Origin of the sequence: Mesorhizobium captivum (genome assembly GCF_033977165.1) — a bacterium.
In the GTDB taxonomy this organism is placed as follows: Bacteria; Pseudomonadota; Alphaproteobacteria; order Rhizobiales; family Rhizobiaceae; genus Mesorhizobium; species Mesorhizobium captivum.
In genome coordinates, this window is sequence record NZ_JAVIJB010000037.1 from 43745 (window position 1) to 67960 (window position 24216).

A 24216-nucleotide genomic window follows, 5' to 3' on the forward strand; every position below is an offset into this window, starting at 1 on the left:
ACGGTCTTCCAAACTCTTCGCCACCCATGTCTAGCACGTCCGACGCCATGCCGCCCAAGCTGATCAGTCTTTACCAAGGCGAGGAATTTTTGCGTGGCAAGGCTGTTGGCATCATTTCCGCGGATGAGCGGTTGCAGCTGCATTTGGCTATCACCGAGGCGGCCATGGATCTCGCTGATGTGCTCCGCCAGTTCGACACGGCGGACGAAGACCTCAAGGTAATTCAAATCCTAGGAATGCGTATCTTCAACGCGTTCGGTGCCAGCTTAAAACTCGCGCTCTCCGGTTACAGCCAGAACAGCGCACTTATAATGCGCGACGTGCTCGAGACAGTCTTCCTCATTGATTATTTTGCGGGCGATCGGAGCCTTATTGAGCGTTGGCGTGTTGCCGATGAAAGGGCGCGCCTGAAGGATTTCGGGCCAGTGAAGGTGCGCGAGGCGCTCGACGCTCGGGACGGCTTCACAAGCCAAAAGCGCTTCAAAACTTACAAAATGTTCTCCCAACTCGCCGGCCACCCCACCATGAAATCCGCTCTCATGATGCGGCCGCAGAGCGACGGTGACGCGGTCATCGGACCCTTTGTGGAAGCGACGACGATCGAAGCAGTAATCTCGGAGACGGGGCGCCTTGCGGTGCAAGTCGGCGAACAGCTCAACCTCTTCTTTCCGGCCGATTGGAGCCAGAGCCTTCCGAGCCGCCGCGCTTTCGCCCGGCTCAAGCAATGCTGGATGGCGACCTTTTATCCGTTTCCGGCAGCATGATTGGTCGCAAAAATGGTGGCGCGCAGCCAGCCGTGTCGGGGCTTCGTGGCCATCCCCGGGGTCGACCAGATGACGGCTCTCGTCCATGACCGCGGTCTACGGTCCGTCGCGCTTCTGCCGCTTACGTGGCGTGGGGGCCTACTTCGGGCTGACGTCGCGGCGCTGGCAGCCCGCTTTCACGATCGACGTCCAGGGCGCGGATATCGAAGGGGCTATGCGGATGTACAGTCGCGCGCTCTAAGCGGCGGCATCGGGAATGCTGACGCTCTTCAAGGGCAGGGACAAGCTCAAGAGCTGGGGCCCAACCGATCGCCGTAACGCACCTGATCAGCGCAAGGCTGCATTGCAGTAGCGCGCAAGCTAGCGGTGATCATGCACGCGCTCTGCAGCGGCGGCACGTTCTACGTCGGCGATCCGGCGACAGCCGCGGTCGACACCGCGCAACTCGCGCATGGCAACGCCGGCAAGTTTCTGGGTGCGCATCGATGAGCGGTGCGGCGACAGTTCAAACGCGTGGCAGCCCCAAGGTGACGGCGCCAACTGTGACAAAGGAGATCCGCTCCGGCGGATGAGGACCGATGCAGACTAGGAACGACGGAACGCACGTTGTCATGCCTGCGAGCGCACCGATCGCGAGACGGCCGGACCGCGCTCGATTGCTTGTGACGATGCTCCGTCAGTCCGATGGAAGAGTGCGCCGCGATGATTCGAGCGCTGCTTTCGTGCAGTCGGAACACGCCGTCGCAGAGCGCGGAAGACTGCACAGCGCATCGGGACTCGACGCCAAAATGCGGGATCGTAGCCAAGAGAATAGATTCGTATACTATCGCAGAATAGATGATTTATGACGATGAGCATGAAGTCTAGCAAAGCACGACCACACACGACCGGACGATGGCAGGATAAAACAAGCTAGCGCTCGCGCCTCGCTGTGCTCGGTAAGTTGTGGTCTGCACATTATTTTCGCCTGCGAAAACGGAGATCTAGTAGGACTTTGAGATGTGTGAGCGATGGCTGCATTGCTGGCAACGCACTAGTGGTGCTCGCAAATTCGCCATGCCCCCGCAATGTGTGATCCGCCGTTTCCGCGACACCGCCTGTCTTTGCACGCTGGAGCGCGATAAGCGTTTGAATCGCCTTGCAGAGCCTCAATCCGCCACCGATCCTGCCGCCATGGTTGATCGCAACGACAGAGATTTCCGCGTCAGACCGGGGCGGGTGCGAAGCGGCGGCACGCGCGTTAATCCACGCTCGCTGCCGTTCACGACGCAGGTGAAGATCGCCGTACGCAAGGCCGGCGGTAACCCTGGCGGGATCAGTGGTTCGGCGGCGAGCAAAGGCGGCGGCCGGTTTAACACCAGGGGCCGTGGCGCCGGCATTGCCGCAGGCCTGCTCAGCGAGGGTGGTGGGTTGGGCCGGGAAGGGGGTAGCAGCCGCTTCCGGGCGCGGCGGGTCATGGTCAAGGCTCGCGTGGTCAGGTTTGTCTCGTCACGTGGCGCGCGCGGCCCGAAGCTGCGTGCCGTCTCAATCCGGGCGGTCGATGCGCATATCCGCTATCTTGAGCGCGACGGGGTGGCGCGCGACGGCGAGAGGGGCCGCGTCTATTCTGCGCCCGAGGACGGTCGCGACAGCGACGAGGGCAGGGCGTTCGTCGAGCGCTGCCGGGGCGACCGGCATCAGTTCCGCTTCATCGTCGCGCCAGAGGATGCCGTCGAGATGGCGGACCTGCGCTCCTTCACCCGTGATCTCATTCGACAGATCGAAAGCGATCTTGGAACCCGGCTCGACTGGATCGCCGTCGACCACCACAACACCGGTCATCCCCACACCCATGTCCTGGTGCGCGGTGTCACCATTCAGGGCAAGGTGCTCAACATCGCTGGTGACTATATCGCCAAAGGCATCCGCCATCGCGCCGGCGAGCTGGTGACGCTGGAGCTCGGCCCGCAGACCGAGATCGACATCGCCCAAAAACTGAGAGCAGAGGTGGAAGCAGAACGGCTGACCCGCCTCGACCGGATGCTGCTGGCAGAGCAGGAAGGGCGCGGCTTGGTCGACCTCAGGCCCGGCGCAAGCGAGAGCTACACGCTGCGCGCCAATCGCCATCTGCTGATCGACCGGGCAAAGCGCCTGGAACATTTCGGCCTCGCCTCGGAGACCGGACCAGGACGCTGGATGATTGCCGATGATGCCGAGCACGTCCTGCGCGATCTCGGCACGCGCAACGACATCATCAAGACCATGCACCAGGCACTCGCCGACCATGGCATCGCCGACGAGCGTGGCCCCAGCCAATATGTCACCCATGGCAAGGACATCACCGAGCCGGTGATAGGACGAGTGCTGGCCAAAGGGCTCGCCGCGGACGAACTGGATGGCGGGCTCTATCTTGTCATCGATGGCGTCGACGGACGCAGCCACTATGTCGAGACCGGAGATGACACCAAGCTCGACGAGGTCCGGCGCGGCCACATCGTTGCCCTTGAGCCGGTTTCGACAAAGGCTGAACCTCGCGCCGCCGATCTCAGCATCCGCGACCTGGCAGCAGAGCACGGCGGCATCTACCAGCCGAGCGAGCATCTCAACGCAGCCCGATCGCGGATCGAGCGCATGAATGGTGATCCCGATGCTTTCATCCGCTCTCATGTACGCCGGCTCGAAGCGCTGCGGCGGGCCGGCATTGTCGAGCGGATCGATGCCGACCGCTGGAAGATACCCAAGGACATCGCCGAACAAGGTGCTGCCTATGACGCTCGCAACCGGGGCAGGGATTTTACTGTCCGCACGCTCAGCTTCCTCGACCTTGACAACCAGGTGACGAGCGACGGCGCGACCTGGCTCGATCGAGAGTTGGCCTCGGCAAACCGGACACCGCTGGCACAAGTCGGGTTTGGTCGGGACGTCAGTGACGCAATGGACAGGCGTCGCCAAAGCCTCGTCGACATGGGCCATGCCACACGCCTGGACGACGGGCGCATCCGAGCGTCAAAGGACCTGCTGCAGCGACTCGAGCAGGCCGAGGTCGCCCGCGTCGGCCGTATGATGGCGGCCGAGCTCGGGCTGAGCTTTATCAAGGCTCAGACTGGCGAGCATGTCAGCGGCCGGCTGGTCGGGACGGCTAATCTCGCCTCCGGCCGTTTTGCCATGATTGACGACGGTGTCGGCTTCCAGCTCGTGCCTTGGCAGCCAGCGCTAGAAAAGCGCATCGGCCAGCACATTACCGGCATGGCCCGTGACAGCGGTAGTATCGAGTTGAGCTTTGGCAGGAAGCGCGGGATGGGGCTTTGAGCGTTGCGGCCTACCCAGGTAAATGTCAGCCAGACGATGCGTCGTTAGCGGCCCGACGAAAGCGCTCTTCCGATTCGAGGACGACGTACGTCTTCCACGAACGAACGGCAGCTTCGCGCCTCAATGCCGTCGTTCGGTGAACCTGACGATGATCCTGAAAAGCCCCGTTCATCGGCGCGGCGGCTCAGGCGCGGCCGTTATTCAGGCGTGGCTGCCGTATTGAAACGGCATGTCCTAGCGCCGCGCCCGTGAGCTCTGCAACCCCGACCAGCTTCGCCTTTGGGCAATCATTGAAAGCAGCACGTCCACATGGGCAGGCTTTTTCAGACGTCCTGAACCGCAGCCCACATTGCGTCCAATAAGGTCGATATTGACTTTTTTGGGCGTATTTGACTCTGTCGGCTCTAGGGGATCGAAAGGAATTCGACCGCGCCCTGAGGTTCCTAGGGCGATACGCTGGCGATCACGAAGATTGATCGCCTAGCGCACAACACGCGCACCCTGGGCGACCTTGTCGATGGTCTGCATGGACGGAGTATAGTCAAGCCGAAGGCGGCGAAGAATACAAAGGGCGAAAGCCGACAGAACGGGCAAAGGCGGGTGAGGCGGTCGCCCTGTTTCGGCAGCAGAAGACCGTATCGGAGATCGCCGCCTCTTTCGGAATAGGGCGAGGGTCGGTATATCGGGCGCTGGCGGCTGCCGGCCTCAGAAGGTAGTGTGCTGAGAGTTCTGCAAATTCGCTGAGAGAGGGCGGTCATGGCAGGCTGGTGATTGTTCATAGCCCGACCCCGAACCGTCGAAGCAAATGCGGCGAACATGGCGAAACTGGTGCGCCAGCGGGCGCAGCATCGCTACCGACTGGAAGGCGCACGTTGGCGTCATCGCAGACATAACCGCGTTGAGCGGCCATTTCTCGTCGACAGCAGCAATCTCAGCTCGGATCCGCCGCCAGAGGAGGCCATATCGCTGGCAACCAACAGCTTTTCGAAAAGCGTAAGCACCCTATTGTCCGGCGACCGCTTCCAGCGGCACGGTCAGGACCGTGCCGGCGGTATCCACGACAAACACGCCGGTGCGCGAGATCGGGTTGCCTGCAGCCACCATCGAATCGTTCCTGGTAACCTCCCTCAGCGCCGGCAGGATCGACACGAATTTGCTATGGTGCATGGAATCAATGCTCTTGCTGTCCGACATGTCAATCACGCGTAGGCCATAGTGCTTGATTGCATCCTGAGCCTGAGGATTGCTGACCAGCACGGCGCCTACTCTCGGCACGCCGCCTGCCAGGCGCCGGGAGATGCGGAGCGCGCGGTCATCGCGTGAAACGCCCACGGTAATCGGTGGGTTCAGCTTGCCGATCACGTCGAGTTGGGTGCGGAAGACGTCGACATCGATGTCCGGCGACATAAGCAAGACCTCACCGAGCTTGGGCAGGAAGCCAGAACGGCCGCGTATCTTGGCCTGGCGCAGGGTCTCGACTGTCAGCCAATTACCCATGGAATGGGCGACGATGTGGATGCGCCTCACGCCCGGCGCGCGCGCGAGGTCGTTGAGGAATTCCTCGAAATAGTCGCGCGAATAGGTGCTCGCCTCGCGGTCGGCGACATAGCCGGTGACGGTACCGAGAGAAGGCCAGGCAAAGCCCACTACGATGTTCGGGGTGGTGCTGTCCTTTATGAGTTGGCCGACGCGATAGACTGCCTCCTGGTAGTTGGTGTTGTAACCATGAACGAAAACGATGACATCTCCGCCGCGCTTCTTGGCGCCGAACAGCGCCCGGTTGAATTCGCTCTCATCGAGCGGGCTGGCACTGGTCACCACGAAGTTACGGGTGGGATCGCCTGGTGGAGAACTCGGCCATTCGATCTTGCCCGGCACGTGATTGGGGGGAACCGAGATCGAATACTGTTCATAACTCAGCCCGAAGTTCCGACTGCTGGTGAAATCCTGGTTGTTGGCGTTTGACCGCTTGCGCGTCGTTGCCATAAGGACTTTCATCGGCGTTCCCACGCCGGTGGTCCCCGCTACCGGATGCAGCAGACTGGGCCCCGGCCGACTGGCACAAGCCGCAAGGCTCGTAGCCAAGGCCAGCACCGCAGAGAGATGCAGGAGCATTCTAAGAATGGACGCCATGCACTTCCTGATCCGTGGAACGCACAGCTTAGCCGGTCTGATTGTGGCAGAGAAGGGCGAAAGTACTAAACGAGGTTAAGGTACAAGGGGGCGGGAAGTCTAGAAGCATGGATATCTTTGTTCGTTCGCTGCCCTCCAAAGGCGCAATGCTAACCCGGCCAGCCGGTTCTCTCAAATTGACCCGACGTGTGCTCGATATCGCGGTCGGCAAGCCGGCGCGATGTGGCACGGTCGTTGTGGTCTCTGCACGCAAACTTCTTCGGCTCGGCGTCTCTTGACTATCGATGTGGATGGGAAAATGAGCCTTGTCTTACTTGCCATTTTGGCACTCCCGTGCACCATCTGACCCAACTTGGACCCATTGCGGTTGAATGGTTTTCCACAACCGCCCTTGTCTTCCAGGCGGCGGCAACCCCATTCCAAAGTCCGCCGGTCCCACCACATTCCCCAAGCTGCTAAAAGACAGGGCTTGGCTTGGCTCTCAAATTGCCAGGACTAATGAGTGTCGGTCGGAGGTTGCGTGTTCCCGCAACCACGTCTGTCATAGTACGCTAACCGTCTCGATCTGACCGAGACGGTTTTTGCGTCTTGTGACCGTGAATAGTGTGACGATGCGAGAGAAAGTTCTCGGCAATACACTATGTCCCGTGTACGCCCAAGAACCGACATTATTCAATCGCGCGATTTCGAGCTATGCCCCGAGCGCGCGATGTGGGGAACGCATAGAACGCAAGGACTACAAGCAAGAACCGACTGTCGAGGAAAGTTTTCTTAGACTATTTGCTTACAAAGCCACAAGCACGTGTCGGCAAGATAGTGCAAGGTAACACGGGGCAGCACAAACCGTTCGCTTCGACGTTGATACGGCGGGCCGGTGTCACGGATTTTGCGCCATCGCGATACGGGCTCCGGAGCATGGCATGTTACGCTCCTGCGTATGTGCTCACAGCAAGAGCAGCTTCTTCAAGATGATCGCGACGTCCTTATAGGGCAGCTGTGTTGCAGCAACTGCGGCGAGCGGAAGCAAAGCGGCAACAGCGACAGGAACCAGCGTGGAGCGTTTGAAGAGCCAGATCGACAGCTTGCCCGTGGTTTCAAACTGCTTAGACGGATCGGCAACATCGACCTGCTCTTCGGCCGTCTCTCCCGCGGCAATGTTGTGCCCAAGCGTCTTTCGTTCCCACTCTCGATGAAACTGCGTCGCCTGCGCGCCGGTCGCCGCGAGCGTCTCCTTTTTCAGCCGTGCGAGCGGGTTGGAGAACGCCGTGAGCGGGAAGCAGAGCAGTCCGAAGACGACCAGAAGCCAACCTGCCATCACCGCAGTAGCCGTTGTTGTAGTGAGCTGTTGGTCGAGGCCGTGGCGCGCTAGCGCCGCGCCGACCACGCAGCTCACAGCGAAGACGAAGAGCGTGTATGCATTGGGAACCTGACCAACGAACCCAAGGCCACCATTTCCGTCTGGATGCGTGGCAACCAGGCGCAGCTCCAAGCCCGCCAGTCGCCTCAGCAGCTCTGACCATACAAATCCACGCCAAACGGTGCGCAGCAGCAGGAACCAGAAGATCGGGCCGCTGACTATAAGGCACCACCAGGCGGCGAGCGTAAGGCGATTGTGTTCGCCGGGCGATGCCTCCACCGCCCAGGAGGAACCCGGAACGCTGGTCAGACGGCTGTATGAAGCTACGGAAATCAGCAACGCCAGCAGCAGGCAGACAGCCTCAGCAGTCCGCGAATCCCGCCCCCGGCAAGCCCTGAGCACGGCGTTCACAGCGTCATCAATCGAACTCGGCGCAATTACCGGCGCGCGCTCGAATTGTCGCAAGGTGGCGCGGTGCGCATCTTCAGTCATCTGCTCAGCGAGGACGAAGGCTCCGACGGCGACGAAGAACCTCGCCCACGCGATCATGTCGAGCAGGAACGGACTCCGGTCAGCGGGGCCGAGCGCGCGACCTGCGACCGCGCTGAGAACCAGGGGCACGCCCCATGTCATTGCCACAAGGATCAGGGCCCTGCGGCTTACGCACAGCGAGTCGCGTCGCAAAAGGCCGATGCGAAGCTGTAGATCGTAGAACGGGGCGCCGTGCGAGGCTAGATACTCGCCGATTTGGCTTGCAGCTTTCGTCACGCCGTCCTCCTAGCGGAGGTTACCCTTGAAATGGTGTCCCGCGGAGCGGACCTGTCGCACGTTTGCCGACGAAGATCCTCCGCGACCCACCCTAGTCGCCGGTCACCTCTCAGCTGTCGTTCGGGTTGAACAGCTTGATGGCGTCCGCCTTCTTCTCCGTGTCGGGGCCGAGGTCGGCTTCGTAGACTATGCCCCTTCCCAGCTAGCAGCGCGGCATCTCGCATCGGTCAGAGGCCTTACAGCGGCTGAACGGATTTGACGTTGCCGTCGGTGTCAACAAGGCAGCTCGTCTTCTTGCTGCCGGCGTTGAGGTCGACCTGATAGGTCTTCGAGTCGATCTGGTTCGAACTGACCGGGAGTATCTTGTCGGCCTTTAGGCCGCTGGCTTTTGCTGCGGCATTTGCGCAAAGAAGTTGCAGGTCAGCGGGCGCGGTCTTGGCCACCGTGCGCGACATCTGGTCTGGCGGAGGAGGAGGCGCGCTGACGCAGGCGACCGAAACGATCCCTCCCAACAAAACCGCTGCGATCGCAAACCGATGTCTTCGAACCCGATACTTGCTTGATATCGACATGGAATTCCCCTCTTCAAATTTGGTTCATCTGTCAGACGCCCTTGTATAGTGCTGCCCCCTGCATCAGGACGATCACCTTGGCTCCCACGTTCACGCGGGACGCCAGGTCTATGATGTCCTTGTTGTTCATCCGGATGCATCCGGACGAGACGTCGAGCCCGATCGTCCATGGCTCCGGCGTGCCGTGGATCCGGTAGATCGTGTCCTTGTCTGCTTCGTAGAGGTAAAGTGCCCTGGCTCCCAGCGGGTTATCCGGCCCGCCTGGCATTCCCGCGGCGTACGGCACGGCTTTGGGGTCCCGCGCAACCATTTCCGCCGGCGGCGTCCACGTCGGCCATTCCGAGATGCGGCCGACACGCACGATCCCTGCCCAGCCAAACCCTTCGCGGCCGACACCAATGCCGTAGCGCATCGCCTGCTGGTCTGGTTGCACCAGATAGAGAAAGTGCTGGTTGCCGTCGATGATGATCGTGCCCGGCACCTCGGCTGTTCGAAACTTGACCATCTGCATTCGAAATGCCTCGGGCACCTCCTTATGCGCCGCATAGTATTTGAGAGCTTTCTTGCGGTCGTAATCGACCCACTTATGGGTGATAGGATCGAACACTTGCGTAGCCGCCCCCGGTGGTACCGCGGGCGCGAGTCCTATTGAAACCGCAAGCATGAAGGTGGCGATTGCGGCTCTACTTGCGTACCGCTGGATTGCGGTCGGCTCGAACAGGGTCCTGTTCGCTCCGCTGGCCGGGCTCTGCTTCATCATCGGTAACCGTTTCATTTGCCTGCCCACCCGTGGACCCGGACACCATGCGTCGCGACCCATTGGGTAGCGAAGGCAAAGGGGGCCTGCCGTTCCACCTGGAGCGCATAGCCCATCTCTGAGATTTCATCCTCCTTGAGGTCGACATGCTCGAGGAACTTGACCACCTCCGGGTGGCTTTGGCGCAGGGAGGTCGCATAGCCGACGTGGAAATGCGCTGCATTCCACGCGACGGGTGCCCTTGATTTCGACAGCCAGAGCGGATCCTCCGAAGGCAGCACGATTTTCCATTTTGCCCGATCGTAGGGCGGCTCGGTAAGTCGGACGATATCGTGCAGCTTGAAGATGTAATGCGGAGCATAACAAGCAAATACCATGGGACGGTCGGTGGCTTCAGCCGCATCCACGGCAGCCATGCCGACGTCCTCAGGCATCTCCAGCAAGGTCATCGTCTTGGCGTAGCCGTAGCTGTTGGCCCTGATCCGTTCTATTGCCGTCGACGCCCAGGTCTGGGCACCGATCCACAATTCGCCGCTGCCATCCCCGTCCGTGTCGAGCGCTACGGTCTTCTTCGGGTCGTTCAAATCCGAGATATCGCGAATGCCATATTTGTCGGCGGTCACCCGCGTCTCGCAAAGCCCCTGCCAGGCCTGCACTCCGATCGGGCTAAGCACGATGGTGCCCGCCTTTGTAACGTACTTTTCGATCAGGCTGTCGAGGTTTGGCGACCAGACCTCCGGGTGGATGTCGACCTCGCCGGAGTCCAGGCCCGCAAAGGCGATCATCGAACCCATCTCGCGCACGTCCGCGTCGAGCCCGAATTCCTTTTTCAGACCGACCTTCAAGATGTTCGCCGTCGCCTGGCCTGACGGCCAGTTTGGCATGGCGATGACCAAGTCACGGGATTGAACGGGAATAGACGTAACTGCCAGGACCAACGCCGCCAGCGCCGCTTTCTGCAACGAACACCGAATTTTTGACATCTGCGTCTCCTATGGAGTGACAGAGCCTGACAGTCCGGCATCTATCTCTCCGATGATGCGATCGCTGGCTGAGGTGTTGGTCGGCAAGCCCTGGGCACGGCGTTCACAGCGTCATCAATCGAACTCGGCGCAATTACCGGCGCGCGCTCGAATTGTCGCAAGGTGGCGCGGTGCGCATCTTCAGTCATCTGCTCAGCGAGGACGAAGGCTCCGACGGCGACGAAGAACCTCGCGTCGCAAAAGGCCGATGCGAAGCTGTAGATCGTAGAACGGGGCGCCGTGCGAGGCTAAATACTCGCCGATTTGGCTTGCAGCTTTCGTCACGCCGTCCTCCTTGCGGAGGTTACCCTTGAAACGGTGCCCCGCGGAGTGGACCTGTCGCACGTTTGCCGACCAAGGTCCGCCGCGACCCACCCTAGTCACCGGTCACCTCCCAGCTGTCGTTCGGGTTGAACAGCTTGATGGCGTCCGCCTTCTTCTCCGTGTCGGGGCCGAGGTCGGCTTCGTAGACTATGCCCTGGTGGCTCACCATGAACGTTCGCACGCCGGTCTCGCCATATTTCACCGGCCGGGCGATTGCCGCAAAGCCGGCGATCATGTTGCCGTTGATCACGTAGTCGTAGGCGCCGCCGGCGACATTGTTTCCCTGGCCGGTCAGGATGCGGAAGCGGTAGCCGAAGTAGCCCTCGCCCTTCTTGGCCTTGTCGAGCGCGGCCTCATCGGCGAAGCCGCCGGCAGGACTCACTCCGTTGTCCTCGCTGGCCGGCCAGTAGAGACCATCGGTCTTGCCTTCGCTGCTCGACAGCTTCTGCGCATATTCAAGCACTCCGTCGCCATCGTGGTCTTCCGCAGCATAGTCACGCTGGGCCTCGACATAGGCGCGCATCGTAGCGATCGCCTCGATCTCGTTCTCGCCGACGCGCCGGTTGATGATCTCCTCGAGCCCGGCATAGGTGTCGAACGCCCATTTGCCCTTCTCGACTTTGACGACAGGGAACGGAAAGGGCCAGAGATCATTGCCGATCTTGAGCAGCTCGCGGTCGGCCAACTCTTCCACGATGACCTTCTCTGAAGCGCCAGCCCGGACCTTGTCGAAGGTGTCCATGACGCCATCGCTCGTCTTGAGCTTGGCGGGATCGAATCCCAGCAGTTTCGCCAGTGCGTCGAAGTCATTGTCGGCGAGGGCCTTCTTGAAGGCATCGACCGCAGCCGTCGTGCTGTCGAACAGCGGCGGCTCGTCGGCCGAGACATAGTCGGTGAGGCTCTTCGGCTCGTCGGCCGCAGCACGCAGCGGAGCAAACGCCGAGAGCGCGAGGAGCAACGCTGTCGCGAGGAATCGGAAGAGAATTCGAAAAGAAGTCATTATCGCCGTCCTCCCCTCTCAACGCCGGCCGCCGCCACGGCGGATGACGCCGCCGCCACGTCCACCACCACGATGCAAGGCCATGTTTGGCCTGCCGCCGCCATAGAAGCCGCCCCCCATGCTTCTGGCGCCGCGATGAGAAGCAATCATCTCGCGCCTGCCCGGACCGACATTGCCTAGTCCACCGAGGTTCTTCGGCCTGTTGTCGAGCCGTGCCGCCGGTCTTGGCTTTCCTACCGGCCTGTCGATCCTGGCAGCCGCCTTGCCGGCGGCGGGTCGGGTAACCTTGGACGTGCTGCCGCCCGGCTTTTTGACGTCGCGCTTGATGCTGCCTGCCTGGGGCTTCGGGAGCTTGTCGTTGCGGATATCGGCCACCTTCGCACCCTTATTGGGCAGGGCGTTCGGGTGGTCGCGCCTGATATCGGCGGCCTTGCTGCTCAGCTGGTTTCGGTTGCCCTCCGCCTTCACGCGGTCCCGCATCCCGTCGCCGCTAAGCTTCCCAAATTGATCCTTGTCGATCTTGATCTTGGAGCGGTCGACCTTTCGCCAGTCGACGTCGTTGAAATTGACCTTGCCCTTGATGTTGTTGAAGCAGTTGTTGCAGTTGATATCGATGTCGCGGCCGTTCCAGCGGCCGCCCCAGACGCCCCAATTGTTCCAGTCCACGGCGGCCGCCCAGATCGCGCCGGTCACCGCGCCAGCAAAGAAGGTGGCGGTCGGATACCAATAGGGCGGATACGGATCGGGATAGTACGTTACCGGGGTCATCGCGTAGCTCGGGGCGTAAAGCATCTGCGGCTGATATTGCGGGACATAGATGACCTCTGGGCTTGAGGAGTGGATGACGACATTGTCGTTCTCCTTGGTCACCTTGAGCTTGTCGTCGCTCTTGATCGTGCCGGACGCTACAGCCTTGTCGCGCAGCGTCTGGATGGCGATCATCACGTCCTTCTGCTGGTAGGTCAGTGCATCCCCCAGCGTCTGCGTCCAGTCGATATCGTCGCTCATCATCTTCACGATCTCGGGATAGTTGAGCAGCGAGATCACGCTGCCGTCCCAGTCGGGCTTGGGCTTCAGACTGGGGTCCTTGGCGCGCTTGTCGAGGAAGCGGCTCGCCTCGACGATCTGCAAGGGGTAAAGCGCCGCTTCCGAAATGACAGCGACCATCTCGTCCGGATAAAGTGCGATGCGCGCCACCAGCACCTGCAGCTCGTCGTCGGAGAGTGGCTCTGGGGCCTGGATGGCTGCGGCGCCGGCGTCGGCGGCCGCGCTCTGGTCCTGGGCAAAGGCCGAGGGCGCAGGAGGTCCGCCGAGAAGCAGCCCCAGGGCTAACGCAACGAACGTTCCGCGAACTTTCGATCGCATGGCCAGCTCCTTCACTCACATGAGCGGGTGCAGCAATAGTTTCAGCTCAATACCGAAGGAAGCGAAGTACGTTACAGTTACAGAGATGCTCGAGGGGCGAAACTATCGCGTCCGCAACCGACCTACGCCTCGGCAAGAGCCGGCGCACGCGCTCGCCAGGTCCGGTCAGAAATTCGAGCAACCGCCCGACGGTGCCAGACAATTGAGAGACGCGAACAGCGTTAGCTGCTACATTGGCCGGACATGAGGGCCGCGGCATGGGTGCGCCTCAAACTCGACGCCTCGTTGCGATCCTATCCGCTGATATTGTCGGCTACAGCCGCCTCGTGGCGGAGGACGAGGAAGGAACCTTGCGTACGCTCGGCACATACCGAACGGCTATTTCCGATCTCGTGCGCGAACACAACGGCCGAATCTTCGGCACGGCAGGCGAAGTGTCATTGTCGGGTTAGCTGTTCAAGCCATCCGAGCGGCCGTCACCATTCAAAGGGCTGTTCAGCGCCGAAATGCCGACCTGGCGCCGGACAAGAGGTCGAGTACCGGATCGGAATCAATATCGGCGACGTCGTGGCAGAGGGGGAGGACCTTCTGGCTAATGGAGTGAATGTCGCCGCACGGATCCAGCAATTGGCCAGCCCTATAAGTGGTGCCGTCCGCGAGCAGACCGAGGGTAAGGTCGAGTTTCGGCTTGCCGCTCTGGGTGAACACATTTCCCGGCCAGTGACGGTTATCGTATCGACCGGACGGCAGAGGCCATTAGTGCCGACATGCTGAGCGCGCGTTCGCCCGCGCTGCCCGACAAGCCTTCAATTGCTGTTTTGCCGTTCGTCAACATGAGCGGCGATCGCGAGCAGGAGTATTTCGCCGACGGCGTGACCGAGGACATCATCACGGCGCTCTCACGGTATCGCTGGTTCTTCGTCATCGCGCGGAATTCCACGTTTGCCTGACGAACGAAGCAGCGGGCGTGCGCCAAGATTTGGAGGGCCCCAAGTCACCTCAAGAGGTCGCTACTGGGAGGTTACCATGCCTTACGCGGACCCCGCGAGCCGAGCGTTTTTTGAGGAAGGTTTGCGCAAGGCAGGAATGGAGATTTGAGCTCTGGCCCCAGTGCGCCCGCCTATTTTGCTTTGCAGCCGACAGATAGTTCTTGCGTACCATCCAGGGCGTGTACTCAAAATCCGCTTCTGTAACGCGGCTCAGTCAATGTCCGCTTCGCCCGATTCGCGACCACCATTATGCGCCGACACACCATGTCGCAACGGGCCACAACCCGACATCCTTCCTCACTGACGGCCGACGGTGCCGTCAGACCTCCTCGATCTCGCCGGGCCGCCAGGTCTTGTCGAACCAGGACTGCTCCGGACCATAGAGGCGCAGAATAACGTTGAAGCCCTTGCCGGGAATAGTCTGCACCCAATTGCTCTCCTTGCCGGGCGGCGGCTTCGGGCCGAGATACACATCCACCGATGTGTCGGGATTGACCACCACGCCTGCCTTTTGGCTGCCGATGCTCGGATGCGGCTCGTCGGTCTGCAGCATCGAGCGCGTCTGGTTGTCGTAGAGCAAGATGGACCAGAAGTTTTTCGCCGGGATGTTCGCCGGCAGGTGCAGACGGTAGTTCTTTCCACCGTCCAAAGGCTGACCCTTCGCGTCTACGAACGCGACCGCGTATTGCGAGCCGGCACCCACCATTTTGGTCGCCATCGCCGGGGTGGTCCCGGTGGCATAGAAGAAGAAGAAGGAGCGCGCGTCGAGCAGTCGGACGCCGTTGCGCTCGAACTGGTAGCTGCCGCCGACGAACGGCGTACCCCACGCGCTGTTCGGGTAGAAGAAACCCTCCTTGTCGCGCGGCCGGTACGCCAGCGCGCGCGCCGTGGCGCTGCCGACGGCCGCCGCTTCGGTGAGAATCTTCCTCATCCGGTCGTCGGGCGCGAACGGCTTGCCCTTCTCGATGCCGATCGACGCGAGCAGACCCAGCGTCTCCGGATCGATCGCGTCGTTAGGCTCTTCCTGCACGACCTCGTTCACCTCATCGAAGAATGAGACATCCATCGCGTGGATGGTGTTGAACTCCTTGCCGGACACATTGACGAACTTGGTCTCGGGCGGATTGGCTGCCTGTGCCAGCGGGTAGATGCGCAGCGTTTTCTTGAACCTTTCGGCTGCCGGTTTCGGATCGCCGTTCACGAGAAAGCCGCGTGTTGCCAACCAGTTGCCATAGGTCGGCGACTTGAAGATGTGATAGCCTTCAGGTTCGTTGCCCTTGTAGTCGGGCGGCAGGAAGAGGAACTTACCGCCCCGGCCCTTGTCGGGACCGGCGTTACCCAGGTCCGCGACGTAATGGAACCAGAAATCGTCCACCAGTCCGAGCGTGTTCGGCGGGCTTTCGATAGCAACCGGGCCATTTCTGAGATTGACCCAGGCCATCGCATAGACGGTTTCCGTATTGGCAGTCAGAAACAGCGAGCGCGAGTCCATCAGCGACTCGAAGATGATGACGGTCTGGTTGTCGGGGCCGAACGAGCGGATGCCCTTGCGCATGGCGACGAGCGAAGCGGCCGGCATGGCGGTGAGAAACGCCTGGGTCGCGCGCTGGAAGTCGAGGTTGTTGTAAACCTTCTGGACGGTCGCGTCGTCCGGAAAACCGTCGAAGAAGCGCAACGCTCCCAGTCGCGTTTCGAGGCTGTTGGGCGTGACAATTGATGGCGGAATGTCGGTCGCGAACTTCGGCCTGGTGGACGTTGTCTGGGCCCCCGCGATAGCGGGCATCGCAGGCAGCGCCGTCACCGCGGCCACCGCGCTTCCCACCAGCAGCATGTCGCGACGGGTGATGGTAGTTTGACTATTCATGGCGTACTCCGATTGTTGTTGACTGGACGCCCAGCTCTTCACGGAGGCTCAGGGTCGTCGGCAGGAGCCTGCGCTCGGCCGGATGTCTTGGGCGAGAAGAACAGACTCTGGGTGATGTCGCCAAGCCGGGCAATGTCGCCCGCCGGGAGGCGAAAGGTAGTCGCGATAGGCGATCTGCAGGATCGTGCGCGAGATCATGTTCCACTCGTCGCTGACCGAGTCGGAATGACCGGCTGGACGTTCAGCGCATAGGCGAAGCCGTGATCATCGACGCCGGCGCCGAGTTCGAAATTGCTCTGCAGCGGCACGCTGATCATTGCAGCGATTGGGTTGGAAAGCTTCTTGGCCAGTTCGTCGGCATCTTCCTGTGCATGCGATGATTTTGCGTCGCTGGTCCCGACAGCCAGCTTTACCGGAATCTGCTGTATCCGGCAGGATCGCGCGCTGGCGACAGCAATTGTTGCCGTGGCGGCGACCAGCGCGGTGCCGCCGAGCAGTACATTGCGTCGGTTTAGGGTGATTTCCTCGTTTCGGGGTTTGATTTCGTCCTGGTCAGTCCGGCTGCGTCGGGTGATGATTGGTTGCTTGCTCATCGCGTTCTCCTGCTGGCTGCGATCAGCCCCTGGCATCGGAGAAAATGTCGCGCCATAAGGGCCAGCAGAATTTTCAACCGGACAGCGAGCAAGCTGGGAAGTACGTAACGGTAACAAACGTAAGAGCCCGCCGCTCGACGTCAGCAGCCAACGGTCTCAGTTGGCAGGGAATAAAAACGTGAGCGTTGTGCGGATGCCCCACTCCGGCCCGCCCTCGGGCGCCTCGGCGTAGTATTTGCCGCCGACCTGCAAGCTCATCGCCTGGTCGCCGATCTTGAAGACTTGGCTGACGCCGAGGTTGATCGGCACGGTCCACTGCTTGGCGACCCAGTCGTAGGAGGACTCAGCATTCAGCGAGATCGTCGTTCCGTGGCCGAGGCTATAGGAGAGGAAAGGCTGCAGAAAAGTCTGGTTGATGTCCTCGCGGTCGTGTTCGCCTGCCACCGACCAGATGTGGTTGGCAAGCAGGCCGACCGTCCACGGGCCGGTCTGTTTCAGAGCGACCGCGGTCGGACCGATGCCGAACTTGCCGGTTCCGAGGAAGTCATCAGTGGCGCTGGGTATGAGAAAGACCGGGCCGGCGCCCCAGATGATGCCGCTCGCTCCGGGAGTTTTGGGCGAGAAGAAGAGGCTCTGGGTGATGTCGCCGAGCCCGGCAACGTCGCCGTCGGGAGGCGGAAGGTAGTCGCGATAGGCGATCGGAATGATCGTTCGCGAAATCAGATTCCAGTCATCGCTGATCGAGATCGGAATCACCGGCTGGACGTTCAGCGTGTAGGCAAAGCCATGGTCGTCGGCGCCAGCACCGAAATCGAAATTGCTCTGCAGCGGCACGCTGATCAGGGCCGCGATCGGGTTGGAGAGCTTCTTCGCGAGTTCGTCGGCATTTTCCTGAGCATGCGCAATCGAAGCTGTTAGGGTTACGAAAGCGACCCCCCAGGCGACCGTCGTCGCCTGGCGGTCAGAGATTTGGAGAGAGGTCGACATCGGTCGCACAGACCTTCATCAAAACTTGATGACGGTGCCCAGGATCGGGCCATGCTGGACGACGTCGTAGACGAAGCCGTCATGGTCGTAGTCGACCCCCAGCGCCCGATAGCCCAGCGCAAAGGAGACATGCTCATTGTACTGGTATCCCACCCCGGCTAGCAGGTCCCAGGTCAAATCAGAGCCCGCGCCGAAGCCGCCGATCAGGGCCCAACCGTTCAGGTACCAGGTCTCGTTGATGTTGTAGCGCACCTTAGCACCAATCATCGGGTCGACCCAGGTGGCTCCGTCGCTGCCGCTGAAGGCCGCAAGCGGCGGGCCGCCGGCGGTCAGCGAGATGTCGATGTCGTTGTGAATATCCCAGATGCGGGCGCCGGCCATAAGATCGAGCGTGGCGGTTGGCTCCGAATAGACGCGATATTCGCCCATCAGCGTCCCCGTGAAGCTTGACACGTCCACGGTCGCGGACAGCGTCGCGGGCACGCCTCCGAGGCTGCGTGTGACCGACTCCTTCGACTTCGTGTTGACGTACATCAGATCGTTGAAAATGCCGATGGTCCCGTTGTTGAGTTCGCTCACGACCATGCCGCCGAACTTGAAGTCCTTGATGATGTCGCTGAAACTCGCGTTGACTTCGACCGGCTCGCGCCCGAACAGACCAACCTTGCCGTCGATCCCGGCAATCCAGAAATACGGCGCGACCGTAAGGGTCCACTCGCGCTCAGGCGACGGAGGGGGCACCGGGGGCTCGGTCTCGACGTCGGCAGCCCGTGCGGTGCATGCGAGCGCGATGGCACAAATCAGCACCGGAAACCCGACTATCGTTCTCGTTTTGGCCATCGGTATCCTCCGGCATTTTCCCCGCCGCCCGGCGCGCGGACGGTTCGATCAGTGTCAAGGGGATCGGCGGGAATGGAAGTAACGTTACTGTAACAATCCGAGCATAAGAGCGCGTTTCAGCTCACCTGTTGCACCTCTGCATCGCTGGTCCGAGCCGTTGCCGGAACCACGTGGAGCGTCGTGCCGACGAGCTCAAAGACCTCGATCCGTTCCGCGCGTCCTTTTTGCCCGCGCCTTGCCGAGCGCGCGGAAGGCAAACGTCACGTCCGCGCGCTCGCGCGCCGCGCGGCTGACAAGAATCGTGGTGCCGAACTCCTTGTTGATGAGGTGGAGCCTCAGCGGTTCCGCCCAGCCGCCGGGGCTGGTTGCCTGAGTGTCCGTGTCTCCCCCCGAGCTGTGCTCATTTCACGGCTCCGTTCAGGCGGCCTTCAGCCCGACCTTTTCGAGACCCAGTCGGATAAGATCAATGAGGCGGGGTGAGAGTTTTAGGCGCGTCAGATCGGCGATCAGCGACTTGTCGAAATCCGGGCGCGACTGCCGCAATTCGCCGATTACCACGCCGGCCTCCTTCATGCGTCCGAGTTCGCCGAGCGTGGCCGCCTTCAATATCTGCGTTGAGTAGCAGCCGATAGCTTTCATGTGCTGCAAGTGCAGCAACGCCTCGCCAAACTCGCCACGGCGGTACGCATCGAACGCAAGGGTTGTTTCTGCATCCCTGAATGGAAGGCCGTTGAGCTGATCGGCCTTGAGTGCCAACTCTGCGCCTTCGTCCCACCGGCCTGCCGCGAAAAGTATTCTCCCTAGCTTCGCGAGAGTCGTCGGGTTGCTGGGGTTGAGCTCCATCGCCCGACGGCCTGCCTGCACCGCGGCCTCAGAATTGCCGATGCTGAACTGGGCGAGCATTTCGGCGTAGTAGCTCCGGTCGGAGTCAGGGGCCAGTGCAACCGCCCGGTCGGCACTGCTCACCGCTTCATCTGTAAGCTCGGATGTCATGCCAGATGCTTCGAGCTTCAGCAGCACGCCGGTAAGCATCGCGTAGGCGTCAGCGTCGCTTTCACGAATCTTCAGTGTCTGCTCAAGGCAACCCCTTGCGCCGAGCAAAGCGGTCTCGTTGTTTGTCTCGATTGCGAGAATGGCTCGCAGGATGCAGCCGTTGCCCAGCGTCGGCCTTTCCAGCTCGCGGGCGGTTTCGATCGTATTCACCACGCCCTGGCGAGAAGCCAGTCGGACGGCAAATTGCGAAGCGAGCTGAATTGCTGACGTTCCGGGCCCCATCTCCTTCGGCGATTTCTCGCTACCAGAGCGTAAGGTCTCCCCGGTCAACTCATCAATGACTTGCCACCAGAGCATTGGCCCCTTGGCGTCGGCTCCAGATTTGAGAAGGAGCCGGTAGCGGTTCTGTATGACTGACCCCTGTGACACGCCCCCCTTTTCGGCCGGAATGCTCGAGGTCACCGCGTCCGGTGACCTGATCCGCAGCGACTGGAACCCGGAAAGGGCGACGATCAAACTGTCGCGGAAGGCTTCGGCGTTGGCGTCCGAATACCCCTCCGCGAGCCGCATTTCGATGCTGAGGCTCGGCTTCTCGGAGATCAGGGGAGCTGAAGTCAGTCTCGAGTTGAAACCAATCAGGAGAACGCCCAATATCAGTCCACTCGCGACGCCAATCGCCACCGACAGGGATTTCGCTCGCATGGTCGGGTAAAGACGAGATTTCGACCGTGCGTCGCTTACAGGAGATAACCTGAGTTCCGGCGCCGCAGGAGCTTCGACCGCTGCACCTGCCTCTTTTCTGGAGAATTGGGGAACATACCGTCCCCTTGGCAGATCGATGCGGATCGGATGGTCTTGCCCGTGGCTCTCGTAATAGCGAGTGAGTGCTGCGCGAAGGCGTGTGGCCTCGATACGAACAATAGGGTCTACCGAGGCATCGAAGTCCGCAGCCCGCCCGAAAACATCAACAGCAATCGAATACGCCTTTAGCGAGCGCTCCCGCCCCTGGAAGAGTTCTTCGGCGATGAAGCGCAGAAATTTCCGATTACGCTCTGGGCAGTGGAACTCGGGGTCGGAAAAAATCCTCTCCAGTTCCCGCCTGGCCTCCTGTTCGGTTGCGCTGTTTTCTTGTTCGGAATCAGCGCAACCACTGCCGCTTCCTGACATGACGAGGTTCCCCGTCTATATTTCCTCCCCGTGCTCGCCCAGAACAAATCTTACCACAAACACTAGTGAGCAGCAATTGTGAAGCGCCGCAACCAAAAGTTTAAAAGCAAAAAACTTCTTGGTAAACTATAGTCTGCACAGCTCGACGATTTCGCGCTCAATGTCAGCGCAGAGGGTTTCGTACTCACGAACTATCGCAGGGTCGGCTCGTGCTCCCTGCTGACGCAAATGATCCAAAGCCGAGCTCGCGTCCTCAAAGGCACCGCAGAGGCTGAACATTTCTGGATTGGAGGCGCTCACGGTTTGGAGCGAACGACGCAAATTCGGCAATCTCAGCATAAGCCTGACGAGCCCTCGACGGTTGTGCTCTGCCTCCACGGACATGAAGAGAATTCCATTCAGTTGCGGGAGCCGCTCGCCGTCCCGGCAATGAGCGGGATTCTCCCCCTTGGGAGCCGGATGAACAGTACGTAACTGTAACGTACTTGCCGCCGCTGTCCGTTCGCCGGACCCTGATCCGGCTGCAGGAGTCACAACGGCGGCAGGAACTGGCGGCAGGTCTCTTCGGCAATTAGGAGTGGCGATGGATCAGGCCATAACGAGCAGTTCCCTCACCGGGATCCAGGAACCGACGCCGGCCCAAAGTTCCAAAAGGACGAGGGCCGGCATGGTCTGGATTCCGGGTGGCCAGTTTATGATGGGTTCAGACAGCGCCTATCAGGAGGAAGCGCCCGCCCATCGCGTGCGCGTCGACGGCTTTTGGATGGACCGCTGCACGGTCACCAATACCGAATTCGAGCGCTTCGTGGCCGACACGGGCTACGTCTCGCTTGCCGAGAAACCGGCCAACGCGGCCGACTACCCTGGCGCCAAGCCGGAAATGCTCGCGCCTTCCTCGATTATATTCAAGAAGCCGTCGCGGCCTGTCGACATGCGCAACCACTACAATTGGTGGGTTTATGTCGCGGGCGCCAACTGGCGCCACCCGCGCGGGCCTGCGAGCACGATCCACAAGCTGGGCGACCATCCGGTGGTCCATGTCGCATTCGAGGACGTCGAGGCATATGCGCGATGGGCCGGCAAGGAACTGCCGACCGAGGCCGAATGGGAGTTCGCCGCGCGTGGTGGCCTGGACAGCGCCGAATATGTCTGGGGCGACGAGCTGACGCCCGGCGGCAGGCACATGGCCAACGTCTGGCAGGGTGACTTTCCGTACCGAAATTCGATGGAGGACGGCTTCGAATACACCGCCCCGGTGGGTTCGTTCCCGCCGAACGGCTACGGACTCTACGACATGGCCGGCAACGTCTGGCAGTGGACGGCCGACTGGTACCAGGAGCACGACCGGATCGACAGCCCGTGCTGTATGGCTGCCAACCCGCGCGGCGGCACGCGCGAGGCGAGCTACGACCTTCTCACGCCGGACATCCAGATCCCGCGCATGGTGACCAAGGGCGGCTCGCATCTGTGCGCACCCAACTACTGCCGCCGCTACCGCCCTGCGGCGCGCATGGCGCAACCGGTCGACACGTCGATCTCGCACCTGGGGTTCCGGTGCATCGCGCGTGGGCCAGTCGCGGCGCCGATAACGATCCTGACGGCCAAGTAGCACTTGCCGCAGGTATTTTAGAGAGGATGAACGATGACAAGACTTAGCTTGAGATTGGCTGGTGGTGCGGCTGCGATCGCCGTCGCTATGATTTTTGGCGGACTGATCGACGAAGTTGTACCGCTCCCCTCTTTCGTCGGCGACGCGCAGGCGCGAATAGGTCGTCCGCTCACACCCGGCAGCGTCGCTGGCGTTGCCAGGCGTACCACTCGCCGAACAATCCGCCGGACGAGTATCTACGTGAACAGACTTCCGGCCGCGTGCGTGAAGACCACCGTCTACGGCCCCGTGCTGTGGCACTGTGGCGGCAGGTATTATCAGGCCCAAAGCGGGCGCTACGTCGTCGTCAACATACAGTGACTTCGGATGGCTTCTGGCAATAGTGCTCCGGACGAGGCGCGATGCGCCTGTCCGCTGGGGCCGTGCTAGCCCTTCTGCGGTCCCATCGTTCCGGTTTGCGCGGAAGCAGGTCCATTTGTTCTGGAGCGCAGCGCTGTTGCTGGCCGCAGTCGCCGCGCAAGCCGCTGGCGAAGCCCAGTCCCACAGCTAAAAGTTGTTGGGTTGGGAAGGTAGGAGATAACAGCAGCGCCGACCGGCGGCGCTGCTCGCCGATGCGACGGAGCCGCCACGAATTAGGGCAAACCGCCGACTTGTACTGTCAAAGTTGGGGTATTCGAACCATGGCTCGAGCGATGCCGATCCGCCACAAGCTGAGGCGGTCACATATTCGGTACGCGCCAGCGTCGGAATTCACATACCGCGAATGCTGCGCGGCGCAGAGGTCGACCCGGGCATTTTTGTCCGGAAATACGGATTCGATCTGAGTCTGTTCGAAAATCCAGAAATGCCGTTCCTCATGATGAATTTTCCTACTTCCTGGTGGAGTGCGCCCGCGAAACAGGGTGCGAATGTTTCGGGCAGGCTCTCGACGGTTGCGGCAACGGCTGTCCGCGTCCTGTGTTGCATCGAGGCCTGGAGCGCATGGCAAACGCGCTGATGTCGTCATGACAAGAGGCTTAACCCGGAGTCAGCTATATCTCACGCTGTTGGAAGTCCTCGGCTGCTCCCCTCCAGATCATGTCGAGTTATTGTCATTTGCCGACGTCGCCCCGCGAGAAGCGGACAACCTGGAAACGGCCCATAGCAGACTGAAAGTCTGAAACGCGCAAGCGCGAAGCAGATCGGAGGCAGTGTCTGCAACTGGACCTAGCTAGCGGACACCTCCGATCAAGATCGCGTTGCTTTGCAGGTCCACGCTGATCCTATACAAAAATGGCCGCACGACCGGCGGCGTGGTAGCCTCAGCAAAATCGAGCAAAGCTGCGTACCGCGGCCCTCAGTCTTACCTCAGTGGATGTTCAAAACGAAGTGCTTGTGTGGTCGGCCTGATCAGAGGTCAATCACGGTCGCAGCAATCTGACACCCGGATGATTGCCGTTGGTGAATTCTACGCCCTCGCCCTCAAGGACAGCGCGTATCTTGTCTTGGGTTTCAGCGGACACGACGGCGGCACGCTCACTGTCGCTCTCACAGCGCTTTATGGTTGGAATAGAGACGCCGGCCCGACGGGCAAGCTCCGCTTGTGAGAGACCGATCAACGCTCGGGCCGCCCGCATTTGTGCCGCTGATACCAATTTATGTTGATCCCTTTAGATCATTCCGTTATGATCCAAAGGTATCAATGATACCCTTGGGCCTTGTTGGGTCCGGGGTGCGGCTAGACGCGGTGTTAGCGCACCGTGCCTAGCCTGACCACAACCAAGCTTCAGGGAGCTCGGATCATGGCTGATTCCGACAATACCACGACTTTGCCTCTCGTCACGC

General features: G+C 61.0%; 21 protein-coding genes and 1 pseudogene. 8 read left to right on the forward strand and 14 right to left on the reverse strand.

Annotated elements, in window-relative coordinates; translation table 11 throughout:
- Positions 1-47: 47 nt before the first annotated feature.
- From RFM40_RS25745 to RFM40_RS33775, 4 genes and pseudogenes are all read left to right on the forward strand, one after another.
- Positions 48-764 carry a hypothetical protein gene (locus RFM40_RS25745; RefSeq protein ID WP_320229105.1) on the forward strand — a complete coding sequence of 239 codons (717 nt, stop codon included), beginning with the start codon at positions 48-50 and terminating at the stop codon, positions 762-764.
- Positions 765-849: 85 nt separating this feature from the next.
- Positions 850-1005: a hypothetical protein gene (locus RFM40_RS25750; RefSeq protein ID WP_320229106.1), complete on the forward strand. Its 156-nt coding sequence runs from the start codon at positions 850-852 to the stop codon at positions 1003-1005.
- Positions 1006-1937: 932 nt separating this feature from the next.
- A complete protein-coding gene (locus tag RFM40_RS25755; RefSeq protein ID WP_320229108.1) occupies positions 1938-4052 on the forward strand; it encodes a DUF3363 domain-containing protein in 2115 nt (704 codons plus the stop codon).
- Positions 4053-4648: 596 nt separating this feature from the next.
- Positions 4649-4768: pseudogene (locus RFM40_RS33775) on the forward strand (helix-turn-helix domain-containing protein); the annotation flags it as partial.
- Positions 4769-5054: 286 nt separating this feature from the next.
- On the opposite strand, the gene RFM40_RS25760 reads toward RFM40_RS33775, so the two are convergent.
- The 8 genes from RFM40_RS25760 to RFM40_RS25795 form a co-directional block, all read right to left on the reverse strand.
- Positions 5055-6185 carry an alpha/beta hydrolase gene (locus RFM40_RS25760; RefSeq protein WP_320229109.1) on the reverse strand — a complete coding sequence of 377 codons (1131 nt, stop codon included), beginning with the start codon at positions 6183-6185 and terminating at the stop codon, positions 5055-5057.
- Positions 6186-7128: 943 nt separating this feature from the next.
- The gene (locus RFM40_RS25765) at positions 7129-8310 is read right to left on the reverse strand and encodes a hypothetical protein (protein WP_320278543.1); all 1182 of its coding nucleotides are present in this window, start codon (positions 8308-8310) and stop codon (positions 7129-7131) included.
- A 109-nt stretch (positions 8311-8419) separates the two neighbouring features.
- Complete coding sequence (locus tag RFM40_RS25770; protein ID WP_320229125.1) at positions 8420-8512, reverse strand: DUF2950 family protein; 93 nt, start codon at positions 8510-8512, stop codon at positions 8420-8422.
- 34 nt (positions 8513-8546) lie between these two features.
- Positions 8547-8753 (reverse strand): hypothetical protein, encoded by a 207-nt coding sequence (locus RFM40_RS25775; RefSeq protein ID WP_320229111.1) that lies wholly within the window; start codon positions 8751-8753, stop codon positions 8547-8549.
- 160 nt (positions 8754-8913) lie between these two features.
- Positions 8914-9546, reverse strand: a complete 633-nt coding sequence (locus tag RFM40_RS25780; RefSeq protein WP_320229126.1) for a L,D-transpeptidase — start codon at positions 9544-9546, stop codon at positions 8914-8916.
- A gap of 107 nt (positions 9547-9653) precedes the next feature.
- Entirely contained in the window at positions 9654-10622 is a 969-nt protein-coding gene (locus RFM40_RS25785; RefSeq protein ID WP_320229112.1) for an ABC transporter substrate-binding protein, read from the reverse strand.
- 415 nt (positions 10623-11037) lie between these two features.
- On the reverse strand, positions 11038-11985 hold the full coding sequence (locus RFM40_RS25790) for a DUF2950 domain-containing protein (RefSeq protein ID WP_320229113.1): 948 nt from the start codon (positions 11983-11985) through the stop codon (positions 11038-11040).
- An 18-nt stretch (positions 11986-12003) separates the two neighbouring features.
- Positions 12004-13350: a DUF3300 domain-containing protein gene (locus RFM40_RS25795; protein ID WP_320278544.1), complete on the reverse strand. Its 1347-nt coding sequence runs from the start codon at positions 13348-13350 to the stop codon at positions 12004-12006.
- Positions 13351-14117: 767 nt separating this feature from the next.
- Here RFM40_RS25795 and RFM40_RS25800 point away from each other — a divergent pair.
- On the forward strand, positions 14118-14300 hold the full coding sequence (locus RFM40_RS25800) for a hypothetical protein (protein ID WP_320229129.1): 183 nt from the start codon (positions 14118-14120) through the stop codon (positions 14298-14300).
- Positions 14301-14658: 358 nt separating this feature from the next.
- Here RFM40_RS25800 and RFM40_RS25805 read toward each other — a convergent pair whose 3' ends face one another.
- The 5 genes from RFM40_RS25805 to RFM40_RS25825 form a co-directional block, all read right to left on the reverse strand.
- Complete coding sequence (locus RFM40_RS25805; RefSeq protein ID WP_320229115.1) at positions 14659-16245, reverse strand: DUF1254 domain-containing protein; 1587 nt, start codon at positions 16243-16245, stop codon at positions 14659-14661.
- Between the two features lie 152 nt (positions 16246-16397).
- On the reverse strand, positions 16398-16796 hold the full coding sequence (locus RFM40_RS25810) for a hypothetical protein (RefSeq protein ID WP_320278545.1): 399 nt from the start codon (positions 16794-16796) through the stop codon (positions 16398-16400).
- A 156-nt stretch (positions 16797-16952) separates the two neighbouring features.
- Entirely contained in the window at positions 16953-17783 is an 831-nt protein-coding gene (locus tag RFM40_RS25815; RefSeq protein WP_320229120.1) for a transporter, read from the reverse strand.
- Between the two features lie 18 nt (positions 17784-17801).
- On the reverse strand, positions 17802-18623 hold the full coding sequence (locus RFM40_RS25820) for a hypothetical protein (protein WP_320278546.1): 822 nt from the start codon (positions 18621-18623) through the stop codon (positions 17802-17804).
- A gap of 417 nt (positions 18624-19040) precedes the next feature.
- Positions 19041-20783: a tetratricopeptide repeat protein gene (locus RFM40_RS25825; protein WP_320229122.1), complete on the reverse strand. Its 1743-nt coding sequence runs from the start codon at positions 20781-20783 to the stop codon at positions 19041-19043.
- 583 nt (positions 20784-21366) lie between these two features.
- Here RFM40_RS25825 and RFM40_RS25830 point away from each other — a divergent pair.
- The 3 genes from RFM40_RS25830 (at position 21367) to RFM40_RS25840 (ending at position 23389) form a co-directional block, all read left to right on the forward strand.
- Positions 21367-22392: a formylglycine-generating enzyme family protein gene (locus RFM40_RS25830; protein WP_488259962.1), complete on the forward strand. Its 1026-nt coding sequence runs from the start codon at positions 21367-21369 to the stop codon at positions 22390-22392.
- Positions 22393-22425: 33 nt separating this feature from the next.
- Positions 22426-22752 carry a hypothetical protein gene (locus RFM40_RS25835; protein ID WP_430691730.1) on the forward strand — a complete coding sequence of 109 codons (327 nt, stop codon included), beginning with the start codon at positions 22426-22428 and terminating at the stop codon, positions 22750-22752.
- 403 nt (positions 22753-23155) lie between these two features.
- Positions 23156-23389, forward strand: a complete 234-nt coding sequence (locus RFM40_RS25840; protein ID WP_320278547.1) for a hypothetical protein — start codon at positions 23156-23158, stop codon at positions 23387-23389.
- Positions 23390-23792: 403 nt separating this feature from the next.
- Here the strand turns inward: RFM40_RS25840 and RFM40_RS25845 are convergent, their stop codons facing one another.
- Positions 23793-24008: a helix-turn-helix domain-containing protein gene (locus RFM40_RS25845; RefSeq protein ID WP_320229128.1), complete on the reverse strand. Its 216-nt coding sequence runs from the start codon at positions 24006-24008 to the stop codon at positions 23793-23795.
- Positions 24009-24216: the final 208 nt, after the last annotated feature.

Coding starts and splice junctions, on each gene's coding strand:
- RFM40_RS25835 (WP_430691730.1), top strand. CDS start 22,426: ATGACAAGACTTAGCTTGAGATTGGCTGGTGGTGCGGCTGCGATCGCC.
- RFM40_RS25780 (WP_320229126.1), bottom strand. CDS start 9,546: ATGCTTGCGGTTTCAATAGGACTCGCGCCCGCGGTACCACCGGGGGCG.
- RFM40_RS25820 (WP_320278546.1), bottom strand. CDS start 18,623: ATGGCCAAAACGAGAACGATAGTCGGGTTTCCGGTGCTGATTTGTGCC.
- RFM40_RS25800 (WP_320229129.1), top strand. CDS start 14,118: ATGCTGAGCGCGCGTTCGCCCGCGCTGCCCGACAAGCCTTCAATTGCT.
- RFM40_RS25755 (WP_320229108.1), top strand. CDS start 1,938: ATGGTTGATCGCAACGACAGAGATTTCCGCGTCAGACCGGGGCGGGTG.
- RFM40_RS25795 (WP_320278544.1), bottom strand. CDS start 13,350: ATGCGATCGAAAGTTCGCGGAACGTTCGTTGCGTTAGCCCTGGGGCTG.
- RFM40_RS25830 (WP_488259962.1), top strand. CDS start 21,367: ATGGATCAGGCCATAACGAGCAGTTCCCTCACCGGGATCCAGGAACCG.
- RFM40_RS25790 (WP_320229113.1), bottom strand. CDS start 11,985: ATGACTTCTTTTCGAATTCTCTTCCGATTCCTCGCGACAGCGTTGCTC.
- RFM40_RS25810 (WP_320278545.1), bottom strand. CDS start 16,796: ATGAGCAAGCAACCAATCATCACCCGACGCAGCCGGACTGACCAGGAC.
- RFM40_RS25840 (WP_320278547.1), top strand. CDS start 23,156: ATGCTGCGCGGCGCAGAGGTCGACCCGGGCATTTTTGTCCGGAAATAC.
- RFM40_RS25750 (WP_320229106.1), top strand. CDS start 850: ATGACCGCGGTCTACGGTCCGTCGCGCTTCTGCCGCTTACGTGGCGTG.
- RFM40_RS25785 (WP_320229112.1), bottom strand. CDS start 10,622: ATGTCAAAAATTCGGTGTTCGTTGCAGAAAGCGGCGCTGGCGGCGTTG.
- RFM40_RS25845 (WP_320229128.1), bottom strand. CDS start 24,008: ATGCGGGCGGCCCGAGCGTTGATCGGTCTCTCACAAGCGGAGCTTGCC.
- RFM40_RS25815 (WP_320229120.1), bottom strand. CDS start 17,783: ATGTCGACCTCTCTCCAAATCTCTGACCGCCAGGCGACGACGGTCGCC.
- RFM40_RS25745 (WP_320229105.1), top strand. CDS start 48: ATGCCGCCCAAGCTGATCAGTCTTTACCAAGGCGAGGAATTTTTGCGT.
- RFM40_RS25825 (WP_320229122.1), bottom strand. CDS start 20,783: ATGTCAGGAAGCGGCAGTGGTTGCGCTGATTCCGAACAAGAAAACAGC.
- RFM40_RS25760 (WP_320229109.1), bottom strand. CDS start 6,185: ATGGCGTCCATTCTTAGAATGCTCCTGCATCTCTCTGCGGTGCTGGCC.